Below are 26413 nucleotides of genomic sequence, written 5' to 3'. Positions count from 1 at the left end.
TGCGCCCGTGCGGGCACGCTAGAGCTGCAGCCCGTCGCGCAGTGAATAACTGATCACGTCGTCGTCGACCCAGGCCGGCAACTTCTCGGATTCGGGCAGCAGGGGCTTGCGTTGCGCGGGCCGGGCCTGGCCGCGGCGTGGTGGCCACCACGTCATCGACTTCAGCGCCGGCGCCCACCAGTTCGCCCGCCCGACCAGCACCGCGATGGCGGGCACCGTGACGGTGCGCAGCAGGAAGGTGTCCAGCAATAGCCCGGCGCCCAGCACGAATCCGCTCTGCACGACGTTGCTGAGGCTGGCGAACACCAGGCCGAACATCGAGGCCGCCATGATCAGGCCCGCCGCAGTGATCACCCCGCCGGTCGAGCCCACGGTCCGGATGACCCCGGTGCGCACACCCGCCTTCGATTCGTCACGCAACCGGGAGATGAGCAGCATGTTGTAGTCGGCGCCCACCGCCACCAATATGACGAACGTCAATCCCGGTACGCTCCAATGCATTTCCCCGCCCAGCAGGAATTGGAAGACGATGACGCCGATGCCGAGCGCCGACATGTAGGAGATGATCACCGTACCGATCAGGTAGAGCGGGGCGACGATGGCCCGCAGCAACGCGATCAGGATCAGCAGCACGATGCAGATGGTCATCACGATGATGAGGCGCAGATCGTGACTGTAGTAGTCGCGCGTCTCCTTGACGAAGACCGGTAGCCCCACGACCGACACCTTGGCGTCGGCGAGGGTGGTGTTCGGTTGAGCGCCGGCGGCGGCGGCGGTGATGCCGTCGACCTGGTCCATGGCGGCGGTGCTGAACGGGTTGATCTTGGTTTGGATGAGGTACCGCACGGCATGCCCGTCGGGTGAAACAAAGGCTGCCGCAAACTTTTTCAGCTCCTCGGCGTCCAGGCCGCCCAACATGTCGCGCACCGCGCCCGGCATAGCCGCCGAATCGTCGCCCTTGCCGGTGGCATACGACAGCGCCTGCGCGGGGATGTAGAAGCCGGACATCGACGGTGTCGTGGCGTCGTTCTTCATGGCCATCAGGATCGCCGACGCCTCGCCGAGCCCGAATCCCATCTTTTTGACCTGGTCGACCAATTGCTGGACGCCGTCGGCGAGTTGGCGGCTGCCGTCGGCCAGCGTGTTGGCCCCCTGCTGGAGGAAGTTGATCTTCGCTCGCATGCCGCCCGGGCTCCCCATTCCCAGCGAACCCATGGCGCCGGTGACGGCGGTCAGCGCGCGCCGCAACCCGGATACGGTTGCCGCCAGGGTCTGCACGGCCTGGGTGGCCCGCAGCTGCCGTGCCAGCTCGGATATCTTGCCCAGCGTTCCGTCGTCGCGCGCGGTGACCAGTCGCTGCAGTTCACCGCGCGCGTTGACGCACGCCGGCTCGGCGCTGCACATCTGGCTGTTGTCGAGCGCCGCCAGCACCGGACTGGCCCATTCGGAATTGTTGGCGACGAAGTCGGCGTTCGCGCCGATGGCATCGCCCAGCCCCCGGATCCCGCTGACCAGCCTCTCGGCGCCCTCGAGTTCGCCGAGTGCCCGATTGCCACCGAACGCGTTCTGCAGATAACCCAGCGCGTCCACCAGTCCGCTGACCGCCGACACGGCCTGGTTGACCTGGGTCCGCACGTCGCCGAGCTTGCCCGCCATCTCGTTGGCCCCGCCGGCGAGCCTGTCGAGATCGCCGGTGCTTCCGTTGATCTGTTTGGACCCCTCGTCCAGCTTGGCTCCCACTTCGCCCGCCTGCCAGGAGATCTTGGCCTGTTCCAGCGACTCCCCGGTCGGGCGCGTGATGCCCCGGACGCTGGCGACGCCCGGCACTTGGCTCACCCGCTGCGCCATCTGCTCCAGGTCGCCCAGCGCCCGCGCGGTGCGCAGGTCGTGCGGCGATTGCACGAAGAGGTACTCCGGGATGATCAGGTTGGGCGGGAAGTGCTTGTCCAGAGTTGAGTATCCCAGCGAACTTTCGACCGAGGCCGGCAACGTTCCGCGTTCGTCGTAGTTGTAGTGGGCCAGGCCCGCGCAGCTTGCCAGGATGACAAGCACGAGCGCGCTGGCCAAAAGGTGGGCCTTCGGCTTGCGCACGATCTGGACGCCCGAGCGCCGCCACAGCCGCCTGGTGAGGTCGCGGCGCGGGGCGATCCAGCCGCGCCGTCCGGCCAGCACCAGCAGGGCCGGTAGCAGGGTCACCGCGGCGGAGAAGACCACGGCCACCGAGATGCCCAGCACCGGGCCGGCGCTGCGCAGGATGCCCAACTGGAGGAAGACCATCCCGAGGAAGGTGACCGCGACGGTGGCCGCCGAGGCGGCGATCACCTTGCCGATCGAGGTCAGGGCGCGCGCGACCGCCTCGTCGGAGCCCACTCCCCTGCGCAGGTAGTCGTGATACCGGCTGATGAGGAAGACCGCGTAATCGGTTCCGGCGCCGACCATCATCCCGGTCATGAAGATGGTGGTCTGGTTGGCGATGCCGAGGCCGGCCAGCCCCACGATCGCGACCACCCGCTGGGCGACCACCACCGACAGGCCGATCATCACCAGCGGGAGCGCCATCGTGACCGGGTTGCGGTAGACGACCAGCAAGATGATGAACAACAAGACGACGATCGCGAGTTCGATCCGGCTCCTGTCCCGCTGGCCGGTGAGGTTCATGTCGGCCACGGTGGAGGCGGGCCCGGTCAGATTGGCGGTCAGCGTGGACCCGGCGACGTCACCCTTGACGAGGCCGGACACGCGCTCGAACGCCTGCTTCGACTGGGGCGAACCGAGGTCGCCGGGCAGGCCGAGCGGCAGGATCCAGGCCTGATGATCCTTGCTGGTCAACAACTCCCGCAATGGCGGGGCGCTGATGAAGTCCTGCAGCGACACCACGTCCCGGCTGTCGCGCCGCAGGGTCTCGACCAGCTTCCGGTAGGTGGCGTCGTCGGCCGGGCTCAGCCCGTTGGGGTCCGTGAGCACCACCACCGCGATGCTCTCCGAGTCGGGTTCATGGAAGGCCGCCGACATTTTGTCGGTTGCCGCCAGCACCGGGGCTCCCGGCGGCAGCAGGTCGACCGGGTGCCGCTGGGAGACCTCCTCCAGCGACGGCATGGTGAGCGCCAGCACTCCCGCGAGCACCAGCCAGGCGCCGATCACCAGCCATGGCCGGCGCGCGATCAGGCGCCCCAGCCGGGGAAACACCCCCACGGGGTTCTCATGGCCCGGCGGGCCGGCCGGCTGCGCCGACATTCACCACCACCCGGAAATCAGGAGACCGCCTGCCTCGGCAACGGGGCGACCGTGCGGTCCCGTTCCGCGGCGCCGCCCTCTGCGACGCGCACGCACGCGGATTTCAGCGCCCCCAGGTAGCGCGCGACGGAGTCGCGGGCGACAGGATTGTCGGGAAACAACACCCCGGCGGCGGTCTGATGGAACCGGCCCACCATCGTGCTCAGCGGATAGGTCAGCCGCCCGTCGCTGTGGCCACCGACGGTCCGGCCATCGAACAGCTTGGCCAGCATCGAAAGCGGGCCCACTTGTGCGTCGAAGAAATTCACCAGAGCGAACAGCGGCGGCGGGTTGCGCAGCCGCGGCGCCAATTCCACCACCCGTTCGAACGGCACGCTCGCCAGGCCCGCGCCCGAGTCGAACGCGGACTGCCCGGCCCTCGCCATCTCGTTGAAGCACGATCCGGCGACCGGGACGGTTATCGGGACGTGGCCGGTGAACCAGCCCTGGGTCATGAGGTCGTCCGGCGTGCGGGTGTCCGTCGGCGTGATCGCGAAATACGTTCCGCTGCCCGTCAATTGGTGCAGCGCGAGGGCGATGCACGCGAACATGCCGCCGATGAACCGGGCCCCCGCCGCCACGCAGGCGTCCTCGAACCGCTCGGTTTGCCGTTCGTCCATCAGCGTCGCGGTCATCAGGTCACCGCCACAGCGCATGTCCGGATCGCCAAGCGGCAGCGGAAATTTCGGATACGTCCCGTCGTTGGCCTCGGCGAACTCGACCCAGGCACGCACCTCCGGCGAATCGGCGGTCAACGCGCGGACTTGTTCGTGCTGCCGGACGCAGAAGGCTTCGTAGCTGCCGGCCCCGGGTAGCCCGATCGGCGGCTTGCCCGTCACCACCTCGGCGTACATGGTCTGGAATTCCAACAGCCCCACCCCGATGAACTGGCCGTCGGCGTGCAGATGATCGAGGCTGGCGTAGAACGTGAAACCGTCGGGGCGCTGGATTACCCCGAAACTGAAGCAGTCCCAGTGCAGCGAGTCCGGGGTGGCCACGACCTGGTCGCGCAGTTCCGCGGTGGACAGCTCGCCCTGCTCGACCGGGAGGAACTCGATGTCGTCGGGCTCGGCGATGGTGTGCCGGACGATGTCGCCGGAGTCTGAGAACTCGAACCAGCTGCGGTACGTGTCATGCCGGCGCAGGTGTTTGTTGATCACGTAGGTCATGGCGCGCAGGTCGCAGCGGCCGGGCACCTCGGCGGACGCGATGAGCAGGCGCGAGTGCTCGAGCCCGCGGGCGGCCTGCTCGCGAAAACTCCGAAGGTGGCGAGCCTGCACGTAACTCGGTGGCACGGCACTGGCGGGCGCCTCGCGCGCCGCGGCCAGCGAGGCGGCGGACGCGCGCCAGGAGACGAGGGTGCCGGCGGCCGGCTCCCACTCGTTGACCGTCGACACGTCCAACGGCCCGATCAGCATCGCTACCTCCTGTGCCACGACACCCGGGGTTCGACGCCGGACGCGGGGCGGCCACGCCTCCACGCCGGCACGGGAACGGCCGGGTCACGGGTAGCCTAGCTAAGGTGTCTGTGAGCCGCGGGGTTTCACCGGATCGCCCACCGGGTGGGCGATCCGCGCGGCGTCGCTAGCCGCTGCGGTCGGCGAGCGCCTGCCGCGCCGCGTTGTAGCCGGGGATGAACGTGATTCCCGGCCCGCCGTGGCAACCGGCGCTGCCCAGGTAGAGCCCCTCGATGGGGATGGGCTGGCCGAGAAAACCTCGGGGCCCGGGCCGGTTCGGGCCGATCTGGTCGGGGTTGAGCAGTCCGTGGCAGTAGTCGCCGCCGGGGGCACCGAACATCACGCCCATGTGCCTGGGCGTGAAGGTGGTGTGCCGGCTGATGCTGCGTTCGAAGTTCGGCGCCAGCCGGGTGATCTTGTCGATCACCCGCTGACCCATTTCGACCTTCGCCCGGCCGTAGTCCGCGCCGTCTACGCCGCCCTCGATCGGGAACCACAGGGCGAACGCCGAGGCGGCGTGCTTGCCCTCGGGCGCCAGGTCCGGGTCGTTCTGCGACGGGATCTGCAACACCACCGTCGGGTCGGCCGGCACGATCCCGCGGCGGCAGTCCTCCCACTGCTGCTGCACCTCTTCGGGCGTGCAGAACAGGCCGATCGACGCCTGCATGGCGGGGTCGTTGAGCGCCTCATAGGGGGCGGCGAACGCCGGGGCCTCCGCCAGCGCGAAGTGCATCTGCAGGTAGCTGCCGCGGTGGTCGGTCCGGGCGAACCGCTGCCGGATGTCAGGGGGAACCGCGGCCGGATCCACCAACTCGTTGACCGTCAGGTCCGGGGCGATCCCCGAGATCACGATCGGCGCGGTGAGGGTCTCTCCGGCCTCGGTGCGCACGCCGCCGACCCGCCCGTCGTTCACCAGGATCTCGGTCACCTTGGTGCGCAGGCGCACTTCGCCGCCGTGGCTTTCCAGCAGGTCGGACAGGTGTGACGTCAGGGCGCCGATGCCGCCGCGCAACTTCTTCATCTGCATGGTGTCCCCGTCGGGCACCCCGAGCCCGAACGCTAGCGCGGCCGCGCTGCCGGGCGTGGCCGGTCCCCGGTAGAGGGTGTTGACCGCCAGCACGGTCATCGAGCCCCTCAGTGCGGCGTGCTTCTCGCGGTCGGGAAGGTAGCGGTCCAGCACGTCGGTGACGGAGCCGAACAGCATGTCGTCGATCGCGGAACGTTCGAATTCGTTGGTGGCGCAGGCATACATCTCGTCGAGGGTCTTCGGCGGCGTACCCGCCTCGAACCGGCCCAGCGCCCGGGTGGGCGCCTGGCTCCAGGCCATCAGGCCCGCCATCCCGTTGACGGCGTCCGACCCGTGGACCTCGTTGAGGTGGGTGAACAACTTGATCGGGTCGCTGTACTGGACCAGCGGATCGTCGCCGACGCCGCGCACCGCCACCGACATCACGTCGAGGTCGATCGTCGGCATGGTGTCCAGGCCCAGTTCCTCGACCACCACCGACGCCGTCGGGAACTGCACCGAGCCGGCGATCTCGAATCGGTATCCGTCGAACAACTCCACCGTCGAGGCCATCCCGCCCGCGTAGAGCTTGGCGTCCAGGCATACGGTCCGCAGCCCCGCTTTTTGCAGCAGCACCGCGGCGGCGAGCCCGTTGTGTCCGGCACCGATGACGATCGCGTCGTAGTCGGTTTCAGCGTCAGTCATGTCCCTGCCCTCCGAGAAGCGAGGCTGGCACGGACGACAAGTTTTGTCAATTATGACGAAACTTGGTCGGTCACCCAGGTCTGGGTGACCCCGGTCCGCACCGATTCCAGCGCCGTGTGGCACATGCGCGCCAGCTCACCCAGCGACCGGTCGGCGCCGAGCATCCAGACCTCCATCGCGCCGAAGACCGCGGCCGCGATGCACCGGGCCGTCACCGCGATGCGGAGCCGGTCGTCGGCCGTCGGCCCGGCTGCGCAGCTACGCCGTTGCAGCTGCGCGGCGATGGCCTCGGCGAAGTCGGCCTGCACCTCCCGGATGTGGCGCACGATGCGGCCGGGGTCCAGTTCGTCGCCGCGCAACGCGGCGATTTTGGCAACGGCCTCCACGTCGTAGGGGAAGGCGAAGACCGCGGCCTGCACGGAGTCGATGATCGGTTCGTCGTGCGGCCGGGCGTCCAGCGCGCTCCGGAACCAATGCAGGCCGGTGTAGTCGGCAAACAAGAGGTCGTGCTTGGAGCCGAAGTGCCGATAGAAGGTCCGCAGCGATACCCCGGCGTCCGCCGCGATCTGCTCGGCCGAGGTGTCCTCGACCCCCTGGGCCAGGAAACGGACCAGGGCCGCCTGGCGCAGCGCCTCGCGGGTGCGTTCGCTGCGCGCCGTCTGCGCCGGCCGGACCATGCGGCTAAAAGTACTCCACCCCGGGTTATGTCAATATTGACAAAACTTTCAGTCCGGCGTCACACTGCGGCCATGGTGTCACTTCTCGTCCACGCGGTGCTCGGCCTGTCCGTCATCGGCTGGATCATCGCGTCGAATCAGCAGGTGTTCGCCCGCCCCGCCGGCGGGCCGATCTTCTCCCCGCTCGAAGTCGTCTACTACGTCGTCGGCATCGCGTCGGTCGCGTTGGGGTGGTATTTCAACATCACCTACGTGCAGCAGTACTCGCACGGGTCCACCAATCCGCTCTGGGGCGAACACGGGAGCTGGGCCGAATACATCCGGCTGATGTTCACCAATCCGGCCGCCAGCTCGGCCAGCCAGGACTACACCATTGCCAATGTCGTTCTGCTGCCACTGTTTACGATCGTGGACGGCTATCGACGGGGGTTGCGGCGCCCCTGGCTGTTCTTTGTCTCGAGCTTGTTCACCAGTTTCGCGTTCGCGTTCGCGTTCTACTTCGCCACCATCGAGCGCCAGCGCCGGCACGGCCGCGTCCGCGAGACCGTCGACGCCTGAGGCTCACGGCGCCCGCTGCGCAGCTCGGCGGCGTAAGGCTCGCTAAGGCTCCAGGACCTCGGTGCCGACGTACGGCACGAGGGCGGCGGGCACCCGCACGCTGCCGTCGGGCCGTTGGTGGTTCTCCAGGATCGCGACCAGCCAGCGGGTGGTGCCCAGCGTGCCGTTGAGCGTGGCCGCGGTCTGCGGCTTGCCCGCCTCGTCGCGGTAGCGGGTGGACAGCCGGCGCGCCTGAAAGGTGGTGCAGTTCGAGGTGGACGTGAGCTCGCGATAGGCGCCCTGGGTGGGAATCCAGGCCTCGCAGTCGAACTTGCGCGCGGCCGACGAGCCCAGGTCTCCGGCCGCGACGTCGATGACGCGATACGGCACCTCGATCTGGGCCAGCATTTCGCGCTGCCAGCCGAGCAGCCGTCCGTGCTCGGCCTCCGCCTCGGCCGGAGTGCAGTAGACGAACCCCTCCACCTTGTCGAACTGGTGCACCCGGATGATGCCGCGGGTGTCCTTGCCATAACTTCCCGCCTCGCGCCGGAAGCAGGTCGACCAGCCCGCGTACCTCAGCGGGCCGCCGGACAGGTCCAGGATCTCGTCGGCGTGGTAGCCGGCCAGCGGCACCTCCGAGGTGCCCACGAGGTAGAGATCGTCGGCCTGGACCCGGTAGACCTCGTCGGCGTGCGCGCCGAGGAAGCCGGTGCCGGCCATCACCTCGGGGCGCACCAGCACGGGCGGGATCATCGGCGTGAAGCCGTTGTCGACGGCCACCCGCAGGGCCAGTTGCAGCAGGCCCAGCTGCAGCAGGGCGCCGCGGCCGGTCAGGAAGTAGAACCGCGAGCCGGACACCTTGGCGCCGCGCTGCATGTCGATCAGGCCCAGCGCCTCGCCGAGTTCGAGGTGGTCTTTGGGATCTCCGATAGCGGCCGGTTCGCCGACCACCTCCAGCACCCGGTAGTCGTCCTCGCCGCCGGCGGGCACCACCTTGCCGGCCCGGGCGACGAGGCGGGCGCTGCTGCTCGCCGCGCTCGGCGGGTTGTTGATCGCCGGTCTGGTCACGGCGATCCCGGGCGGCGCCGGGCCCGGGCGGCTGGCCGGCTATCTCGAGAGCAACCCGGTGCCCAGCACCGCCAGCAGCAGCGGTGCCGCCTTCAACCGCGCGGGCAGCGGCGACTGCCTGATGTGGCCGGACGCCACACCCGAGTCGGCGAGCCTGGTCAAGTGCGCGGACGACCACAAATTCGAGGTCGCCGAGTCCATCGACCTGCGGGCCTTCCCCGGCTCTGAGTACGGGCCCAATGCCGCTCCCCCGTCACCCGCCCGCATTCAGCAGATCACCTCCGAACAGTGCGAAACCGCGGTCCGCAACTACCTCGGCCCGAAGTTCGACCCGAACAGCAAGTTCACCGTCAGCCTGCTGTGGCCGGGCGACCGGGCCTGGCGCCAGTCGGGCGACCGCCGCGTGCTGTGCGGACTGCAGCTACCCGGCCCCAACAACCAGCAGGAGGCCTTCACGGGCAAGGTCGCCGACGTCGACCAATCCAAGGTCTGGCCGTCGGGTACCTGCCTGGGCATCGACCCGTCGACCAACCAGCCCACCGATGTCCCGGTGGACTGCGCGGCCCCGCACGCCGTGGAGGTCACCGGCACCGTCAACCTGGCCGCGAGGTTTCCCGGCGCCCTGCCCGCCGAGCCCGACCAGGACGGGTTCATCAAGGATGCGTGCACCAAGATGACCGACGCGTACCTGGCGCCGGTCAAGCTGCGCAACACCACCCTGACCCTGATCTATCCGACCGTGCCGCTGTCGAGCTGGACGGCGGGTAGCCGGCAGGTCGCCTGCAGCATCGGCGCGACACTGGGCAACGGCGGCTGGGCGACGCTGCTCAACAGCGCCAAAGGTCAGTTGCTGATCAACGGCCTGCCGCCGGTCCCCCCGCCCGACATCCCCGAGGAGCGGCTCACGATGCCGCCGATACCGGTGCAGGTCCCGGCCCAGCCACCGGCGGCGAACCCGGCACCGGAGGCCCCGCAGCCCGCGCCGGCAGGCTAGCCGCGTGGCAGTGCGGATGGATCCGCAGAGGTTCGACGAACTGGTCTCCGACGCTCTGGACCTGATCCCTCCGGAGCTGGCGGCCGCGATGGACAACGTCGTCGTGCTGGTCGATGACCGGCACCCGCAGGACCCCGAACTGCTCGGGCTCTACGAGGGCGTGGCGCTGACCGAGCGGGACTCCGAATACTCCGGACACCTGCCGGACGCCATCACCATCTACCGCGACGCGCTGCTGGACATCTGCGACTCCGACGCCGACGTCGTCGAGGAGGTCGCCATCACGGTGATCCACGAAATCGCCCACCATTTCGGCATCGACGACGACCGGCTGGAAGAACTGGGCTGGGCCTGACGGGCGCGGCATCCCCGATTTGTCGGCTCCCGGTGTTATGAACGGCCTATGAGCCACGATTGCCGGGAGTGCCTGGCGGGCCTAGATCACTGTCACGGCACCATCATTCGCCACTCGCTGCTGCGCTGGGAATGCACCGAACCGGACTGCGCCAGTCCCGAGCTGGTGGCGCACACCTTCGTCATCGACTGCGACGCCGTCGGCTGCGCCGGCTGCGCCGAGTCGGTGCGCATCGCCGTCTGATCGCCCCTCAGCCCATCGGGTCGGTGCCCGAGCGCACCGCGTCCTCCACCGGACTCGCGACGGCCTCAGCGGCCGGGGTGTCGAACGGCGGCGTCATCGAGCCCCACCGGACGCAGGTCCACCGCCCGCCGGAGACCGGGCTCAGCACCACCGACTGGGCGTTCTCCAGGTGGTTGTCCAGCGCGAAGTCGCCGTCCAGCCCCGCCAGCACCGCCGACGCCAGCCGGATCGCCGCGCCGTGGCTGACCACGACGATGTCGCCCTTCCAACCGTCGTCCTCCAGGTAGCGCGCGCGCAGGTCGGTGAGCACCGGCACGTAGCGGTCCAACACGTCGTTGCCGGTCTCCCCGCCGGGCAGCGGCACATCGCGCTCGCCGCGGTGCCACCGCTCGTAGATCGCGTTGAATTCCGCGACGGCCTCATCGTCGCTGCGGTTTTCCAGCTGCCCGACCTGCACCTCGTGGATGCCCTCGAACTGGACCGCGGCCACCTCGAGTTCGGCGCCGATCACCGCGGCCGTCTGCGACGCGCGGGTGGCCACCGAGTGCGCCAGCATCGCCGGCCGCCCCGTGGCACGGGCGAACGCCCGGGCCTGGTCGCGGCCCAGCGGCGTGAGTTCCGCTCCGGGCGGTCGCGTGTCCAGCCTGCGCTCGACGTTGCCGTAGGACTGGCCGTGACGCACCAGCACCAACCGCCCGCTCACGGCGCCGGCCCCTGTTCGGGGACGGGCTTACCCTCCCGCAGCCGCGCCAGCCACTGCGACGCGTCGTCGGCCGGCGGCGGCGCCACCCCGGCGGCCGAACCCGTCGGCCACGAACCCAGATACCGCACATCGGCACAACGACGGTGCAGCGCCTTGAGTGCCTCGGCGACGGCGCCGTCGTCGATGTGACCGACGCAGTCGGCGAAGAACAGGTAGGTGCCGAGCCCGGTCCTGGTGGGCCTGGACTCGATCCGGGTGAGGTCGATGCCGCGGATGCCGAACTCGGCGAGCGCGGCCACCAGCGCGCCGGGGGTGTTGTCCAGCCGCAGCACGACCGACGTCCGGTCGGCCCCGCTGCGCCCCGGCGGCGGCCCAGGCGGCCCGATCAGGACGAAGCGGGTACGCGCGTTGGGTTCGTCGACGACGCCGTCGGCCAGGGTGGCCAACTCCCAGTGCGCGGCCGCCAGCGGCGAGGTCACCGCCGCGTCGGCGAGGCCGTCGGCCACCTGGCGGGCGGCGTCGGCGTTGGAATACGCCGGCCGCAGTTCCGCGTCCGGCAGGTGTGCCGCCAGCCACTGCCGCACCTGCGCCGCCGCGACCGGGAAGGCCGCCACCGTGCGCACGTTCGCGCCCTCCGGTTTGAGGCCGGCCCTGACCACGATGCTGAACGCGACGTCCAGCGTGGTCTCGGCGAACACCTGCAGGGGCGAACCCATCCCCAGGCTGTCCAGCGTGGGCGTCACGGACCCGTCGATCGAATTCTCGATCGGCACGCAGGCGTAATCGGCGGCGCCGTCGCGGACCGCGTCCAGCGCGGCGGGCGTGCTTTCCATCGGCAGCCGCTGCACGGTTCCCGCGTCCTGCCCGGGGATCAGGCCGGAGGCCGTGATCTGCGCGAGCGCCGCCTCGGTGAAAGTCCCCGACGGTCCGAGGTACGCGATGCGGGTCACGCTCCAACCCTAACGGCGGGCCGGGCCAAACACTCCTTGCGCGGGCGCCGCGTCTAAGTTAACTTAGCCTTGCCTAACTTAAGGAGACATCGTGTTGCCGCTGACCGACGCCACGCCGACGACCGCCGAACGGATTCGCAGCGCCTGCGCGCGGGCTGCCGGGGGGCTCGTGGCGGTCGAGCGCGAGGACGCGGTCGCCACGCCGGTGCATCACCTGCTCGACGACGGGTCCTTCGCCATCGCCCTGGAGGCGCCCCGCGGAGGCGGCCGCCCGCTCGGCGGATCGCAGGCGCTGCTCGAGCTCACCGACCACGCGCCGCTGCCGCTGCGCGAACCGGTCCGCTCGCTGGTCTGGGTGCGTGGGCGGCTGGCCGAGGTGGCGCCCGAGGCGGTCACACCGCTGCTGGACCGGATCGCCAGCGACTGCCCGAATCCGGCCCTTCTGCAGGTCGAGACCCCCCGGTCGGTCTGCCGCGACGACGAGCCCCGCTACACGCTGCTGCGGATCGAGGTCGCCTCCGTCGTGGTCACCGACGCCACCGGCGCCGAAGCGGTCGACGTCGCGGCGCCGTTCGCGCACGTTCCATCGGGTGCCGCACTGGGAGCACACCTGAATCACCGGACCAGACTAGCGCCGCACCCGCCCGCCCCGGCGACGACGCCGTCAGCGCCGATGAGGGCAGCCTTAGCAACGCCGGACCGTTCGACAGCTATCCACAGTTTCCACAGGTTTATCCACACCGCCTGGCCGGGTATGAGCCGCATCACTACAGCCTTTGCGGGTTAACGGGTGTTGGACTTGTGGATAACAACCCGGTGGTACACCCGTCCCATAAACAGGTCCGTCCGGGATGCGAGCGAAATGAGTCGCCAAGTTGAGCGGGTCGCGCGAGCGCCCGTCGGTTTGCTCATCCTGGCTGGTCATGCCGCCCTCGCCGGACGGCGGAACGCCCACATTCGCGCAGCTGGCGGCCCTGCCACGCGCCACATTTTCCAAGCCGATCTCGACGCGTTATGATCGCGGTCCGAAACGTTGTTGTGACTCACCTCACTAGGTCCTCTATAGGCGCCCCGAGCGGGGCTCATGCTCGGGTGGGGTGCATGGGCGTATGAAAGGCGATTGATGGCCACGCATTCATTCGGTACCGGTTCGCCGGCGCAGTCGAAGTCGTGTTCGGGCTCGCCTGCGTGGAACCACAGCTACAGCGTCGCCGCGCTGCGCGCCGGCTTGATCGCCCTGGTGCTGCTCGTGGTTCTCGCCCTCATCGTGCTGTCCTGAACCCGCGCCGAGCGGGGATCGCGGCTGCGCCCTGCCTCACGCCACGCGACGGCCCACCCCACTAGGCATTGTTGCGGCGTGCGCCGTCTTGGAGCAGGGTTGATGAGGTCAGGCCGCCGCGTGGCAGCCCCACGAATGCGCGTTAAGACCACAACCGAAGAAAGGAATGCCGTGGCTGTATACACCCTGCCCGACTTGGACTGGGATTTCGGAGCGCTCGAACCCCACATCTCCGGTCAGATCAACGAGCTTCACCACGATAAGCATCACGCCACCTACGTCAAGGGCGCCAACGACGCCCTGGAGAAGCTGGAGGAGGCACGGTCCAAGGGAGACCACGCCGCGATCCTGCTGAACGAGAAGAACCTGGCGTTCAATCTCGGCGGGCACGTCAACCACACCATCTGGTGGAAGAACCTCTCGCCGGACGGCGGCGACAAGCCGACCGGTGAGCTCGCCGCCGCCATCGACGACGCCTTCGGCTCGTTCGACAACTTCCGTGCGCAGTTCCACGCCGCCGCCACGACCGTGCAGGGGTCGGGCTGGGCCGCGCTCGGCTGGGACACCCTCGGCAACAAGCTGCTCATCTTCCAGGTGTACGACCACCAGTCGAACTTCCCGCTGGGCATCGTGCCGTTGCTGCTGCTCGACATGTGGGAGCACGCCTTCTACCTGCAGTACAAAAACGTCAAGGTCGATTTCGCCAAGGCGTTCTGGAATGTCGTGAATTGGGCGGACGTGCAGGCGCGTTACGCCGCCGCGACGTCGAAGACGGCGGGGCTGCTGACCCCCTGAGGCAGTTGCGAAAGAAGAGGGCGCCACGCGAAATCGCGTGGCGCCCTCTTCTTTCCCGAAGTTTCGTCGCCGTTACGACCTCGGCTCGCATGGCCGTGTCGGGTTGCAAGGGGTTTGACCCGCAGGCATGCTTAATCCCTCGCCAAATGGTTATTCCGAAACGGAGGCGTTGCGGGGAGGTCGAAATGGAGACTGGCTCAGACCGGCCGATAGGGGTGTCCCCCTTCCATTCTCGTGGTGCCCTGAAAGGGTTCGTGATTTCGGGGCGCTGGCCCGATTCCACCAAAGAATGGGCGCAACTGTTGATGGTCGCGGTGCGGGTCGCGTCTTTGCCCGGCTTGCTTTCCACCACAACGGTGTTCGGTGCCCGCGAGGAGTTGCCCGACGAACCGGAGCCGGGAACCGTCGGCCTGGTGCTCGCCGAGGGCACGGTGTTCGGTGAATCCGCCATCCAGCCGGGCTATTTCGGGGATCACCAGCCGCCCGCCCTGCTCATGCTGCACCCGCCCTCGGAAACCACGCCGTCGCTGCCGGAATGCACGGGAGCGGCGTCGGGATGCGTGCTGCTGCCGGGATTGCCATACCTGGGCCTGGAGCACCGGGCCGCCTGGGTGGAAGCCGAAGCCGACGGCACCATCACGTCCATGGTGAGCCGCGTCGGCGTCGACCCCATCAGCCATCCCGACACCGCCATTCTGGCGATGCTGCTCGCAGCCTGAAAAACGCCGCCGACGCCGTGGCGCACGGCCGGTCCGCCCGTTAATCTGTAACGGCTAGCGAAGGGGAGTAGCCCCCAATCGTCGTGTCGACATACTGGCGTCAGCCCGGCCGGCGAACCGGTCCACCGTGACCGGTGGGCGAGACCTTCGACCGGGTAGCCGACGATCGCGAGGTCGTCGGCGACGCGTCGAAAGGTCGCCCGCATGCTCGCCGCCACACTGCTGAGCCTCGGCGTGGTGTTCCTCGCCGAACTCGGCGACAAGTCGCAACTCATCACCATGACGTACGCATTGCGGTACCGGTGGTGGCTGGTGCTGAGCGGCGTCGCGATCGCAGCGTTCGTGGCGCACGGGGTGTCGGTGACGATCGGCCATTTCCTGGGCGCCGCGCTGCCTGCGCGTCCGATGGCGTTCGCGTCGGCCGCCGCCTTCCTGATATTCGCGGCCTGGGTGTGGCGCGGGCCGGCGTCCGCGGGCGAGGCCGTCTCGACCGGACGGAGTTCGCGTCTGACGTTGCTGAGCGTGGTGGCATCGTTCGCGCTCGCCGAGCTCAGCGACAAGACGACACTGGCCACGGTGACGCTGGCCAGCCATCACGACTGGGCCGGCGTCTGGATCGGCACCACCGTGGGCATGGTGCTGGCCGACGCCCTGGCGATCGGGGTGGGCACGCTGCTGCACCGACGCCTCCCCGAGCATCTGCTCCAGACCCTGGCCGGCCTGCTGTTCCTGATCTTCGGCCTCTGGCTGCTCTTCGACAGCGCGCTGCAGTGGCGCTACGCGGCCATCGCGGTCACCGCCACCGTGGCCGTCTGCGCGGCGGTCGCGGCCGCCGCGCAAACTCTGCTCCGCCGCAGGGCGGGCGCCGCAAACGCCGGAGCGCCGCCCGACCTGACCTGACGGTACGACGCCGGGGGCGCCCCTCCCACGCGAATCCGCCGCCCCGGGCCCCGGAGGTATCCGCGCGGTCGATTCCCTGCACCCCGGGCCCGTTATCGGCCTTATTTCAAAACTTGGCAGCAAAATGGTTGCCATCGAGGCCGTCGGCCGCCGCCCGGTTGCCGTGCGACCGCTCAGCAGGCGTAATCGCGCCGCCGTGGCGGATCGGACGAGGCCCTCCCGATGCGCCCGGCGCAGCGCCGAATTCTGCGGGTAAGCTGTGAGTTTGCGCCGCCTTGTGGACACCTCCGGGAATCGGATGGACCCTCGTCACGTGTGGAATTGGCGCACCTTCGGTACGGGCGTACCAGAACTGGCCGGGTTTGCAACTGGTTGCGCCCGCCAACCGTCGCTACCATGGCCAGCTAATACACTTAGGTAAACGCTCGCTCTACAGCCCAGTGGAGGTCATATCGATGAGCACGACATTCGCCGCCCGCCTGAACCGCCTCTTCGACACCGTGTATCCGCCCGGGCGCGGTCCCCACACCTCGGCCGAGGTGATCGCGGCGCTGAAGGCGGAGGGCGTGACGATGTCGGCTCCGTACCTGTCCCAGCTACGTTCCGGCAACCGCACCAATCCGTCCGCGACCACGATGGCGGCCCTGGCCAACTTCTTCCGGATCAAGTCGGCCTACTTCACCGACGATGAGTACTACGAGAAGCTCGACAAGGAACTGTCGTGGCTTGCCACCATGCGCGACGACGGGGTGCGCCGCATCGCCCTGGCGGCGGCCGAGTTGTCCCCGGAGGGCCGGCAGGAAATCGCGAAACGGGTCGAGGAGTTGCGCCACGCGGAGCACTCGGACTCCTAGCGGGCGCCCGCGCACCCTCCCGGGGAGTCCGCCCTGAAGGGCTGCCGCCCCGCCATGCCGATTAGGGTTGCTTGGATCGCGCGTGCGCGAGAGCGATAGTCCACCAGACACGGGGAGGCGGCCGGGAATGGGCCTGTTCCGCAAGCGAAAGAGTCGCGCGACGCGTCGTGCAGAAGCCCGTGCGATCAAGGCCCGCGCCAAGCTGGAGGCCCGCCTGGCCGCGAAGAACGAGACCCGTCGCCTCAAGGCGGAAAAACGGGCCGCGGAGAAGGCGCTGCGCGCGCAGATACAGGCCGCGCGGGACAGCGACCGCACCGCGCTGAAGGTGGCCGAGACCGAACTCAAGACGGCCCGGGAGGGCAAGGTGTTCTCGCCGACGCGAATCCGGCGGATGCTGACGGTGTCCCGGCTGCTCGCCCCGATTCTCACCCCGGTGATCTACCGGGCGGCCATGGCCGCGCGCGCGATGATCGACCAGCGCCGCGCGGACCAGCTCGGGATTCCGCTGGCCCAGATCGGACAGTTCTCCGGGCATGGCGCCCAGCTGTCGGCCCGCATCGCCGGCGCGGAGAAGTCGCTGCAGATGGTGCAGGACCGCAAGCCCAAGGACGCCGAGACCAAGCGGTTCGCCTCCGCCATCACCGAGCGGCTCGCCGACCTCTCGGCCGCCGTCACCGCCGCGGAGAACATGCCGGCCGGCCGGCGCCGCGCGGCCCACGCCGCGATCTCGTCCCAGCTCGACGGCATCGAGGCGGACCTGATGGCCCGGCTCGGGCTCGGCTGACACCGAAAACGGAGGTCCGACTTGCCACGCGCCCGTAGGTGTCTGACCGCGCTCGCCGCCTCCGGCGCGCTCTACCTCGCGTCCGCCGCGCCGGCGGCGTGGGCGCACGTCCATGCCAGCAGCGACAACGCGGTACGGGGCGCCACCGCGCTGGTCACGTTCCAGGTTCCCAACGAATCGAACACGGGCGCTCGGACGACCGCGGTGACCGTCGCCCTGCCCGACGCCCCGTCGGTGAGCACCGAATACCTGCCCGGCTGGACGGCGACGCTGGACCGCGACGCTGCCGCCGGAACCGTCCACTCGGTGACCTGGACGGCCGCCGCGGGCGCCGGGATCGGGGTCGACCAGTTCGCCCTGTTCCGGATCTCGGTCCAGCTTCCCGACGCCGACACGGTCAGCTTTCCGGCCACCCAGACCTATTCCGACGGCACGGTCGTGAAGTGGGATCAGCCGCCGCTGGCCGGCGGCGCCGAGCCCGAGCATCCGGCCCCGATGCTGACGCTCCAGACCGGTTCGGCGGCACCGCATGATCATCATCCGCCCGCCGCCGCCCCCGCCAACAACGCGGCGCCGCCGGCGAAGTCGGCGGACAACACCGCGCGCCTGCTCGCCGGCGCGGCGCTGGTCTTGGCCGCCATCGGCGTCTTCCTGGTGCTGATCCGACGACGGGCATGAGGCGCCTCGCGGTGGCCGTCGGGGCGCTGATGGTGCTCGCCGCGCTCACCGCCCCCGTCGCGTTCGCGCACGCCGCCCGCGTCTCCACCGACCCCCCGGACGCCGCGGCGCTCACCGCGGGCCCCGACCGGGTGAGCGCCACCTTCAACGAGCGGCTGCAGACCACGTTCGCGGCGATGACGGTCGTCGGCCCCGACGGCAACGTGTGGTCCACCGGGGAAGCCACCGTGCAGGGCGCCGTCATCGGCATCGCGCTCAGGCCGCTCGGCCCCACGGGCACCTACACGGTCAACTACCGCGTGACGTCCGCGGACGGCCACGTGGTGTCCGGGTCCTGGTCATTTCGCCTGACGGTGCCGGGCACCGGCACGCCCGGCCCCAAGGTCGCCGGCCCCGACGGCGGCGGAGAGTTACCGGTCTGGCCGTTTGTCGCGGCCGCCGCGGCGCTCGTCGCAGCCGGCGCCCTCTGGGCGGTGCGCCGCCGATCGTGACCCGCCCGCTCGGCGGGGAGCCCCCGCCCGCCCTGGCATGATGGGACCCGAGGAACTTTTGGTGCGCGACGGAGAAGGCGCAAAGGAGCGGCCGCATGGCAGAACCGCAGGACCAACCCGACGGCGACCCCGGCGGCGCGCCGATTCCGCCGGAGAACGCGCCGATCCCCCCGGAGAAGAAGCCCCCCGCCAAGGCGGCCAAGAAGATCGCCAAGGCGCCCGCCAAGAAGGCACCTGCGAAGAAGGCTCCCGCCAAAAAGGCTCCGGCGAAAAAGGCGCCCGCCAAAAAGGCCCCGGCCAAGAGCCCGGCGCCGCCCCCGCCCCGGCCCCCCGCGCAGCCGGTCGCGGCCGCGCAGCGCATCGAGACCAACGGCGACCTGTCCGCGGCGGCCAAAGACGCTGCCGCGCAAGCGAAATCAACGGTCGAGTCAGCCAACGACCCGGTCTCCGCGGGCGCTGGGGCGTCGGCGCTGCGCCAGTTGCCGGTGCCGCTGATCGTCGCCCTGAGCGTCAGCCTGCTGGCCATCCTGCTGATCCGTCAGCTGCGGCGCCGCTGACCTGCCGACGTGACCGTGTTCTTTCGCCCAACCGCCGATCTGGTCGACGACATCGGCTCGGACGTGCGCAGCTGTGACCTGCAATTCCGCCAGTTCGGCGGCCGCAACGAATTCGCCGGCCCGATCAGCACCGTGCGCTGTTTCCAGGACAATGCGCTGCTCAAATCGGTGCTGTCCGAGCCGAGTGAGGGCGGGGTGCTGGTGATCGACGGCGCCGGCTCGCTGCACGCCGCGCTGGTTGGCGACGTCATCGCCGAGCTGGCCCGCTCCCACGGCTGGGCCGGGCTGATCATCAACGGGGCCGTGCGCGACGCCGCCGCACTACGCGGCATCGACATCGGCATCAAGGCGCTGGGCACCAACCCGCGCAAGAGCACCAAGACCGGGGCCGGGGAGCGCGACGCCGAACTCACCCTCGGCGGGGTGACGTTCGTGCCGGGCGAGATCGCCTACAGCGACGACGACGGCATCGTCGTCGTCTAGGCGCTAGGCGGCAACGGTCGCGCGCTTCTTGGCGAACTTCAGGCCCTCGTCGGCGACCTTGCCCCGGCGGATCGTGCGCATGTCGAAGAAGTAGTTCTGCTTGAGCCGCCACGGCGCGCGCGAACCCGACTTGGGCAGCAGGTGCATCGAGCGCTGGAAGTATCCGGGGTTGAAGTCCATGAACGGCAGCTCGTCGACGTCGGCGCCCGGGCGCTCCGGCTCCACGATGTCAAAACCCTTGGCGTCCATGTAGTTCAGCAGCCGGCAGACGAACTCGGATACCAGGTCGGCCTTCAGCGTCCACGACGCGTTGGTGTAGCCGAAGGTGATCGCGAAGTTGGGGACCCCGGAGAACATGCAGCCCTTGTAGGTCATCAGCGAGGTCAGGTCCATCGGCTGGCCGTTCCGGCTGGGCTGCACGCCGCCCAGCAGCTGCATGTTCAAACCCGTTGCGGTGACGATGATGTCGGCCTGCAGCTCCTCGCCGGAGGTCAGCCGGATGCCGGTCTTGGTGAACCGGTCGATGGTGTCGGTGACGACGTCGGCCTTGCCGTGCCGGATGGTCCGGAAGAAGTCGCCGTCGGGGGCCAGGCACAGCCGTTGGTCCCACACGTTGTACCGCGGGCCGAAGTGCTTCTCGACGTCGTAGCCCTTGGGCAGGCGGCGCTCCGCCATCGTCATCAGCGTCTTGCGCATGTAGGCCGGCCGCTTGCGCGCCAGCTGGTACTGAAATGTGCTGAAGGCGATCGCTTTCCAGCGATTCGCGATGTGCGCCAGCCGATCCGGCAGCCAGCGGTTGAACCGCACGGCGAACGGGTCGACGCCGGGCAGCGAGCCGATGTAGGTCGGTGAGCGCTGCAGCATCGTCACGTGCCCGGAGCCCGAATTCACCAGGGCCGGGATCAAGGTGATGGCCGTGGCGCCCGATCCGATGACGATGATCTTCTTGCCCGCGTAATCCAGGTCCTCCGGCCAGTGCTGGGGATGCACGATCGTGCCCCCGAAGTCCTCGGCGCCGGCGAACGTCGGCGAGAAGCCCTCGTCGTAGTTGTAGTAGCCGGTGCAGGCGAACAGGAACGAGCAGGTGATGTCGCTCTGCTTGCCGTCGCTGTCCACCGTCAGGGTCCAGCGGTTCTCGGCGTCGGACCAGTCGGCGGCGACGACCCGCTGGCGATAGCGGATGTGGCGGTCGATCCGGTTCTCGACCGCGGCCTCCTTGACGTAGGCCTTGATCGAGGGGCCGTCGGCGATCGACTTCGCCGAGCGCCACGGCTTGAACCGGAACCCGAGGGTGAACATGTCCGAGTCCGACCGGATCCCCGGGTACTTGAACAGGTCCCACGTGCCGCCCAGGTCGTCGCGGCGTTCCAGGATCGCGTAGCTCTTGCTCGGGCAGCGATCCTGCAGATGCCACGCCGCGCTGATCCCCGAAATGCCGGCGCCGACGATCACGACGTCAAGGTGCTCAGTCATGCGGCCCACGTTATCAACGGGGCGTCGACCTGGTCAACACGGTGTCGAGATCGTCGACGCCGTGTAAAGTGGCCGGCGTGACTACCGTCGGCCCGAACCGCGCGCTGCGCGGGCGCCGCGCCGTGCGCCCGTCGGGCGACGACCGCGAGCAGGCGATCCTCGCGACCGCCGAGCGGCTGCTGGAGGAGCGCTCGCTCGCCGACATCTCGGTCGACGACCTGGCCAAGGGCGCCGGGCTGTCGCGGCCCACGTTCTACTTCTACTTCAAGTCCAAGGAGGCGGTGCTGCTCTCGCTGCTGGAGCCGCTGATCGCGCGCGCCGACTCCGAGATCGACGACGCGATCCGGCTGCTCCCGACGGACCCACGCCGGGTGTGGCGCAACGGCATCAAGGCGTTCTTCACCGCGTTCGCCTCCCACCGCGCGGTGGCGCGCGCCGCGACCGAGGCGCTGGCCACCAGCTCCGAGCTGCGAGCGCTGTGGTCGGGCTTCATGCAGAAGTGGATCGACCAGACGGCGACCATGATCGCCGCCGAGCGCGACCGGGGGGCCGCGCCGCACACCATCCCGGCGACCGACCTGGCCACCGCGCTGAACCAGATGAACGAGCGCACCATGATGGCCGCGCTGTCCGCCGAGACACCGGCGGTCGAGGAGGGCCGGGTCGTCGACACGCTCACCCACATCTGGGTCAACAGCATCTACGGGGAATCCGGCCTGCCGTCATAGCCGCATGCGAACATATGTTCGTGCGGTGCGACGCTTCCATCCTTCACGCGGACCTGGACTCGTTCTACGCCTCCGTCGAACAACGCGACGACCCGACGCTGCGGGGTCGCCCGGTGATCGTCGGCGGCGGGGTCGTGCTCGCCGCCAGCTACGAGGCCAAGGCCTACGGGGTGCGCACCGCGATGGGCGGGGCGCAGGCGCGGCGGCTGTGCCCGAACGCCGTCGTCGTCCCCCCTCGGATGGCCGCCTACACGCGCGCCAGCGACGCCGTCTTCGAGGTGTTTCGCGACTGCACCCCGATCGTCGAGCCCCTGTCGGTGGACGAGGCGTTCCTCGACGTCGGCGGGCTGCGCAGGGTCTCCGGAACGCCGGTGGACATCGCCGAGCGGCTGCGCGCCGACGTGCGCGAACGCGCCGGCCTGCCCATCACCGTCGGGGTGGCGCGCACCAAGTTCCTCGCCAAGGTCGCCAGCCAGGAGGCCAAGCCCGACGGCTTGCTGCTGGTGCCACCCGACCGCGAGCTGGCGTTCCTGCACCCGCTGCCGGTGCGCCGGCTGTGGGGCGTGGGGGCCAAGACCGCCGACAAGCTGCGCGCCCACGGCATCGAGACCGTCGCCGACGTCGCGGAGTTGAGCGAGTCGACGCTGGGGTCGCTGGTCGGCGCCGCGATGGGGCGCCAACTGTTCGCCCTTTCCCGAAACATCGACCGCCGACGGGTGAGCACCGGTGTGCGCCGCCGGTCGATCGGCGCGCAGCGGGCGCTGGGTCGCGCCGGCAACACCATGTCGGCCGCCGAGATCGACGCCGTGGTGGTCAACCTCGTCGACCGCATCACGTCGCGGATGCGAGCGGCCGGGCGCACCGGCCGCACGGTGGTACTGCGGCTGCGGTTCGACGACTTCAGCCGGGTGAGCCGGTCCCTTACCCTGCCGTGGGCCACCTCGTCGACCCGGCCCATCCTCGAGGCCGCCCGCCGGCTGGTCTCGTCGGCGGCCCCGCTGATCGCGCAGCGCGGGTTGACCCTGGTCGGGTTCGCCGTGACGGGGATCGACCGCAGCGGCGCCCAGCAGCTGCTGCTGCCGTTCGGCGACGAGACCGCCTCGGTCGACGCGGCGATCGACCAGATCCGCCGGCGCTACGGGCGATCGGCCCTGACGCCGGCGGTGTTGGTCGGCCGCGACGCGGGGTGGGAGATGCCGCACCTCCCCGACTGAGCCACCGCCCGATCCGCCGGCGCCCGGCCTCCCGGCCCAATCGTCACATTGGCCCCAGACACCACTTCCGAAATTTACGGAACACGCGTAAATTCTCGGCTACCCCTGCACGCTCGGGGCCATTGCCTGTGGTAAAGGAGCCGCAGTTGTCGTCATCCGTACAGGTGTCCCCTGAGACAGTCACCAAAGCTTCGTCTGACCTGACTGGTATCAGCGCGAACATCAGGTCGGCCAATGCGGTCGCGGCGCCCTCCACCACCTCGGTGGCGGCCGCCGCCGAGGACGGCGTGTCGACGGCGGTCTCCCAGGTGCTCAGCGGCTACGGCCAGGAGTATCAAGCGCTCACCGCGCAGATGACGCAGTTCCACGAGGAATTCGCGCAGACGTTGGCGTCGGGAGCAGGGCTGTATGCGGCGGCGGAGGCGGCCGGTGCCAATACTTTGACGGCCGGGGGCGGGGCCACCGGCGCCGCGCACGCCGGCGATGGCGCCTCGGTGATCGGCGACGGCGGCGATAGTGGATCGGGCGGACAAGGGCAGTCGGGCGGCGCCGGAGGGTCCGCCGGCTTATGGGGCCAGTTCGCGGAGGGCCAAGCCGGCGGTGCGGCTGGGGCCGGCACTCCTGCCTCGAACGGCGCGGGCCGGTCCGGCGCGTCCGGGGGGACCGGCAGGGCCGGCGCGCTCGGGCCGGGAGGACAAGGCACCGACGCCGAAGCCGGACGCGTCAACCCGCCACTTGTCTCGCTGAACGGCCTCGCCCGCGTCGGCGCCTCGGGCAGCCTCGGGTGCTCCGGGGCGGTCGGCACCAACAGCACGGGGGCTGCCGGCACCGGCGCCGGCCGGGTGTGCGGTCATCGCGGCAATGGCGGCTCCGGCCACGGGGGTATCAGGGGCGGCGCCGCCGCGAAAGCCGGCGCGGTCGGGGGCATTGCAGGCGAGGGGCGTGGCGGCGGTACGGGCGGCCAGGTCGGCAGCGGCGGCGGCGCAACGCGGGGCACGGGGGGAACCGGCGGGACCGGAGGCGCGGGTGGTCGCGTCGGTCAGTTCGGGGGGAACGGGGGCAGCAGCGGTGTCGTCGGCTCCGGCGGCGGGGCGCTGACCGACAGCGCGGCCTCACCTAACCGCCCGACGCCGTCCACTCCAGCAGCTTCTCAACCGGCCAGGTGTTGACGATCCGGTCGGCGGGAACACCGGCGTCCACGGCACGCTGGGCGCCGTAGCCGAGAAAATCGAGCTGGCCCGGGGCGTGCGCGTCGGTGTCGATGCTGAACACGCAGCCGATCTCCAGCGCCAGGTTCAGCAGGCGCGTCGGCGGGTCGCGGCGCTCGGGACGCGAGTTGATCTCCACGGCGGTGCCGTGCTCGCGGCAGGCGGTGAACACGGCCTCGGCGTCGAACTTCGACTCCGGCCGGATGCCGCGGTTGCCGGACACCAGCCGCCCGGTGCAGTGGCCGAGCACGTCGGCGTGCGGGTTGGAGACCGCGCGCACCATGCGCCGCGTCATCGCCGCCGCATCCATGGACAGCTTCGAATGCACGCTGGCGACCACCACGTCGAGGCGCTCCAAGAGGTCGGGTTCCTGGTCCAGGCTGCCGTCCTCGAGGATGTCGACCTCTATCCCGGTGAGGATGCGCATCGGCGCGAACCGCTCGCGCAGCCCGTCGATGACATCGAGCTGGCTGCGCAGCCGCTCGGGAGACAGGCCATGGGCGATCGTCAGCCGCGGCGAGTGGTCGGTCAGCGCACAGTACTCGTGGCCGAGCGTGGCCGCGGTGGCCATCATCTCGTCGATCGGTGCCGACCCGTCCGACCAGTTCGAATGCAGGTGCAGGTCCCCGCGCAGCGCGGACCGGATGTCGCCACCGCCGAGATCCTCCGCGGCCGAACGCAATTCGGCCAGCAGGTCCGGCTCGCGACCCGACCACGCCTGGTCGATCACCTTGGCGGTCTTGGGCCCGATGCCCGGCAGTGACTGCCAGCTGTTGGCCTGGCCGTGCCGGTCCCGGGTGGCGTCGTCGAGGCCCTCGATGATGTCGGCGGCGTTGCGGTAGGCCATCACGCGCCGGGGGTCGTGGCGGCTGCGGTCCTTGTAGTAGGCGATCTGCCGAAGCGCCGCTACCGGATCCATGGCTCCAGTCTGCCGATCACAGCAGCTGCCCGGCGACGAAGCCGGCGAGGATCACCCCGAACCCGCCGATCTCGCCGGCGATGAGCAGGGCCATCCCCACCGCGGTGCCGCGATCCGGGTGGTCGAACTGGTTGACGGTGTCGCGGCGGGCCCCGTGGACCACGTAACTCAGGATCGCGGCCAGGAAGAAGAAGACGACGACGGCCGCCGCGGTCAGGTTGATCCAGACCGGCCAGGCGCTGAGCCCGACGAAGACGGCGATCAGCAGGGTCGCGAACGCGTAGAGCAACGCCGCCCGATGTGCGATGTCGACGTAGGGGTGCGCGCGGTGGTCGTCGGCGGCCAGGATCTGCCGGTACTTCCACACACCGAGGGCAAGCGCGAGCAGGAAGATGAGCCCGGCCGCCAGCAGGGTCAGCTTGGTGTCGAGCCCGAGCGCGCCGCAGGAGGAAGTCATCGCCCGTCCGAGTTTAGTTGCGCTTAATAATGTTCGGCTAACGTCGGTTCCATGCGATTCGCCTTCAAGACTTCCCCCCAGAACACGACCTGGCCGGACATGCTCGCCGTCTGGCAAGCCGCCGACGACATCGACGTGTACGAGTCCGGCTGGACGTTCGACCATTTCTATCCGATCTTTTCCGACAGCAGCGGGCCCTGCCTGGAGGGTTGGACGACGCTCACCGCCCTGGCCCAGGCCACCAATCGGTTGCGGCTGGGCACGCTGGTCACCGGGATCCACTACCGCCACCCGGCCGTGCTGGCCAACATGGCCGCGGCGCTCGACATCATTTCCGGCGGCCGGCTCGAGCTCGGGATCGGCGCGGGCTGGAACGAGGAGGAGTCGGGCGCCTACGGCATCGAGCTCGGCAGCATCCGGGAACGATTCGACCGGTTCGAGGAGGCGTGCCAGGTGCTGATCAGCCTGCTCAGCCGGGAGACCACGGACTTCGACGGCCAGTACTACCAGCTCAAGGGGGCCCGCAACGAGCCCAAGGGTCCGCAGCGGCCGCACCCGCCGATCTGCATCGGCGGCAGCGGGGAGAAACGGACGCTGCCGATCACCGCGCGGTACGCCCAGCACTGGAACTTCGCCGGCGGCACCCCCGAGGAGTTCGCCCGCAAGCGCGACGTGCTCGCCGCACGGTGCGCGGACATCGGGCGCGACCCGAAGGAGATCACCCTGTCGGCCCACCTCGGCCTCGGCCCGGACCGCAACTACGACCAGGTCATCGAGACCGCCACCGGGTTGGCCGCCGAGGGCTTGGACCTGGGCATCGTCTACATCGCCCCGCCCCACGACCCCGCCGTCCTGGAACCGTTGGCGAACGCGATCGTGGATTCCGGCCTGTACCACGGCTAACCC

26 protein-coding genes and 3 pseudogenes are annotated in these 26413 nt (G+C 69.7%); 19 read left to right on the top strand and 10 right to left on the bottom strand.

The features are described from left to right. Positions 1-18 precede the first annotated feature (18 nt). The 4 genes from BN971_RS10400 to BN971_RS10385 form a co-directional block, all read right to left on the bottom strand. Positions 19-3234 (bottom strand): MMPL/RND family transporter, encoded by a 3216-nt coding sequence (locus tag BN971_RS10400; RefSeq protein ID WP_085183426.1) that lies wholly within the window; start codon positions 3232-3234, stop codon positions 19-21. 17 nt (positions 3235-3251) lie between these two features. Next, entirely contained in the window at positions 3252-4691 is a 1440-nt protein-coding gene (locus BN971_RS10395) for a condensation domain-containing protein (protein WP_085183427.1), read from the bottom strand. 166 nt (positions 4692-4857) lie between these two features. Continuing rightward, positions 4858-6441: a phytoene desaturase family protein gene (locus tag BN971_RS10390; RefSeq protein WP_085183428.1), complete on the bottom strand. Its 1584-nt coding sequence runs from the start codon at positions 6439-6441 to the stop codon at positions 4858-4860. A 50-nt stretch (positions 6442-6491) separates the two neighbouring features. Then, positions 6492-7118, bottom strand: coding sequence for a TetR/AcrR family transcriptional regulator (locus tag BN971_RS10385; protein WP_085183429.1), 627 nt, complete (start codon positions 7116-7118; stop codon positions 6492-6494). Positions 7119-7190: 72 nt separating this feature from the next. Here BN971_RS10385 and BN971_RS10380 point away from each other — a divergent pair, with 72 nt between their 5' ends. Next, complete coding sequence (locus BN971_RS10380; RefSeq protein ID WP_085183430.1) at positions 7191-7676, top strand: DUF2834 domain-containing protein; 486 nt, start codon at positions 7191-7193, stop codon at positions 7674-7676. Between the two features lie 42 nt (positions 7677-7718). On the opposite strand, the pseudogene serS reads toward BN971_RS10380, so the two are convergent. Next, positions 7719-8645: pseudogene (gene serS / locus BN971_RS10375) on the bottom strand (serine--tRNA ligase); the annotation flags it as partial. A 4-nt stretch (positions 8646-8649) separates the two neighbouring features. Between serS and BN971_RS10370 the strand changes: the two are divergent. The 3 genes and pseudogenes from BN971_RS10370 to BN971_RS10360 all read left to right on the top strand — a co-directional run. After that, positions 8650-9708: pseudogene (locus tag BN971_RS10370) on the top strand (septum formation family protein); the annotation flags it as partial. Between the two features lie 13 nt (positions 9709-9721). Continuing rightward, positions 9722-10124: pseudogene (locus tag BN971_RS10365) on the top strand (metallopeptidase family protein). Next, entirely contained in the window at positions 10121-10315 is a 195-nt protein-coding gene (locus BN971_RS10360) for a hypothetical protein (RefSeq protein WP_085178778.1), read from the top strand. The pseudogene BN971_RS10365 and the gene BN971_RS10360 overlap by 4 nt, the downstream one beginning before the upstream one ends. Positions 10316-10322: 7 nt before the next feature. On the opposite strand, the gene BN971_RS10355 is transcribed toward BN971_RS10360, so the two are convergent. Together BN971_RS10355 and pheA are read right to left on the bottom strand one after the other, a co-directional pair. Beyond that, the gene (locus BN971_RS10355) at positions 10323-11018 is read right to left on the bottom strand and encodes a histidine phosphatase family protein (RefSeq protein ID WP_085178779.1); all 696 of its coding nucleotides are present in this window, start codon (positions 11016-11018) and stop codon (positions 10323-10325) included. After that, positions 11015-11968 carry a prephenate dehydratase gene (pheA, locus tag BN971_RS10350; protein WP_085178780.1) on the bottom strand — a complete coding sequence of 318 codons (954 nt, stop codon included), beginning with the start codon at positions 11966-11968 and terminating at the stop codon, positions 11015-11017. The genes BN971_RS10355 and pheA overlap by 4 nt, the downstream gene beginning before the upstream one ends. A 91-nt stretch (positions 11969-12059) precedes the next feature. Here pheA and BN971_RS10345 point away from each other — a divergent pair, with 91 nt between their 5' ends. The 11 genes from BN971_RS10345 to rraA all read left to right on the top strand — a co-directional run bounded on the left by BN971_RS10345 (position 12060) and on the right by rraA (position 19508). Then, complete coding sequence (locus BN971_RS10345; protein ID WP_090350074.1) at positions 12060-12755, top strand: hypothetical protein; 696 nt, start codon at positions 12060-12062, stop codon at positions 12753-12755. Positions 12756-13091: 336 nt separating this feature from the next. Then, positions 13092-13247 (top strand): hypothetical protein, encoded by a 156-nt coding sequence (locus BN971_RS25035; RefSeq protein ID WP_169718525.1) that lies wholly within the window; start codon positions 13092-13094, stop codon positions 13245-13247. Positions 13248-13418: 171 nt separating this feature from the next. Next, positions 13419-14042, top strand: coding sequence for a superoxide dismutase (locus BN971_RS10340; RefSeq protein ID WP_085178785.1), 624 nt, complete (start codon positions 13419-13421; stop codon positions 14040-14042). Positions 14043-14227: 185 nt separating this feature from the next. Beyond that, the gene (locus BN971_RS10335) at positions 14228-14761 is read left to right on the top strand and encodes a peptidase (protein ID WP_085178786.1); all 534 of its coding nucleotides are present in this window, start codon (positions 14228-14230) and stop codon (positions 14759-14761) included. Between the two features lie 204 nt (positions 14762-14965). Next, on the top strand, positions 14966-15661 hold the full coding sequence (locus BN971_RS10330) for a TMEM165/GDT1 family protein (protein ID WP_085178787.1): 696 nt from the start codon (positions 14966-14968) through the stop codon (positions 15659-15661). A 455-nt stretch (positions 15662-16116) separates the two neighbouring features. Continuing rightward, positions 16117-16515, top strand: coding sequence for a transcriptional regulator (locus BN971_RS10325; RefSeq protein WP_085178800.1), 399 nt, complete (start codon positions 16117-16119; stop codon positions 16513-16515). Positions 16516-16642: 127 nt separating this feature from the next. Beyond that, positions 16643-17299, top strand: a complete 657-nt coding sequence (locus BN971_RS10320; protein ID WP_085178788.1) for a DUF6474 family protein — start codon at positions 16643-16645, stop codon at positions 17297-17299. Positions 17300-17320: 21 nt separating this feature from the next. Further along, complete coding sequence (locus BN971_RS10315; RefSeq protein ID WP_085178789.1) at positions 17321-17977, top strand: YcnI family protein; 657 nt, start codon at positions 17321-17323, stop codon at positions 17975-17977. After that, on the top strand, positions 17974-18468 hold the full coding sequence (locus BN971_RS10310; protein ID WP_085178790.1) for a copper resistance CopC family protein: 495 nt from the start codon (positions 17974-17976) through the stop codon (positions 18466-18468). Before BN971_RS10315 ends, BN971_RS10310 begins: the two co-directional genes overlap by 4 nt. A gap of 95 nt (positions 18469-18563) precedes the next feature. Beyond that, positions 18564-19025 (top strand): Rv3852 family protein, encoded by a 462-nt coding sequence (locus tag BN971_RS26635; protein ID WP_085178791.1) that lies wholly within the window; start codon positions 18564-18566, stop codon positions 19023-19025. 9 nt (positions 19026-19034) lie between these two features. After that, complete coding sequence (gene rraA, locus BN971_RS10300) at positions 19035-19508, top strand: ribonuclease E activity regulator RraA (protein ID WP_085178792.1); 474 nt, start codon at positions 19035-19037, stop codon at positions 19506-19508. A gap of 3 nt (positions 19509-19511) precedes the next feature. Here rraA and BN971_RS10295 read toward each other — a convergent pair whose 3' ends face one another. Next, positions 19512-20981, bottom strand: a complete 1470-nt coding sequence (locus tag BN971_RS10295; RefSeq protein ID WP_085178793.1) for a flavin-containing monooxygenase — start codon at positions 20979-20981, stop codon at positions 19512-19514. Positions 20982-21058: 77 nt separating this feature from the next. On the opposite strand from BN971_RS10295, the gene BN971_RS10290 reads away from it, so the two are divergent. The 3 genes from BN971_RS10290 to BN971_RS26285 all read left to right on the top strand — a co-directional run bounded on the left by BN971_RS10290 (position 21059) and on the right by BN971_RS26285 (position 24092). After that, positions 21059-21709 (top strand): TetR/AcrR family transcriptional regulator, encoded by a 651-nt coding sequence (locus BN971_RS10290; RefSeq protein ID WP_085178801.1) that lies wholly within the window; start codon positions 21059-21061, stop codon positions 21707-21709. A gap of 14 nt (positions 21710-21723) precedes the next feature. After that, on the top strand, positions 21724-22923 hold the full coding sequence (gene dinB / locus BN971_RS10285) for a DNA polymerase IV (RefSeq protein ID WP_085178794.1): 1200 nt from the start codon (positions 21724-21726) through the stop codon (positions 22921-22923). A gap of 146 nt (positions 22924-23069) precedes the next feature. Then, positions 23070-24092 (top strand): PE family protein, encoded by a 1023-nt coding sequence (locus BN971_RS26285; RefSeq protein ID WP_211704195.1) that lies wholly within the window; start codon positions 23070-23072, stop codon positions 24090-24092. Here BN971_RS26285 and BN971_RS10275 read toward each other — a convergent pair. Both BN971_RS10275 and BN971_RS10270 read right to left on the bottom strand, forming a co-directional pair. After that, positions 24040-25050 (bottom strand): PHP domain-containing protein, encoded by a 1011-nt coding sequence (locus tag BN971_RS10275; protein WP_085178795.1) that lies wholly within the window; start codon positions 25048-25050, stop codon positions 24040-24042. The genes BN971_RS26285 and BN971_RS10275 overlap by 53 nt on opposite strands. A 16-nt stretch (positions 25051-25066) precedes the next feature. Continuing rightward, a complete protein-coding gene (locus tag BN971_RS10270; RefSeq protein ID WP_085178796.1) occupies positions 25067-25507 on the bottom strand; it encodes a hypothetical protein in 441 nt (146 codons plus the stop codon). Between the two features lie 51 nt (positions 25508-25558). On the opposite strand from BN971_RS10270, the gene BN971_RS10265 reads away from it, so the two are divergent. Continuing rightward, positions 25559-26410, top strand: coding sequence for an LLM class F420-dependent oxidoreductase (locus BN971_RS10265; RefSeq protein WP_085178797.1), 852 nt, complete (start codon positions 25559-25561; stop codon positions 26408-26410). Positions 26411-26413 lie beyond the last annotated feature (3 nt).

The sequence above is a fragment of the Mycobacterium bohemicum DSM 44277 genome (assembly GCF_001053185.1).
Lineage (GTDB): Bacteria > Actinomycetota > Actinomycetes > Mycobacteriales > Mycobacteriaceae > Mycobacterium > Mycobacterium bohemicum.
Note: the sequence above shows the minus strand (reverse complement) of the source record. Positions and strands in the feature narration are given on the sequence as shown.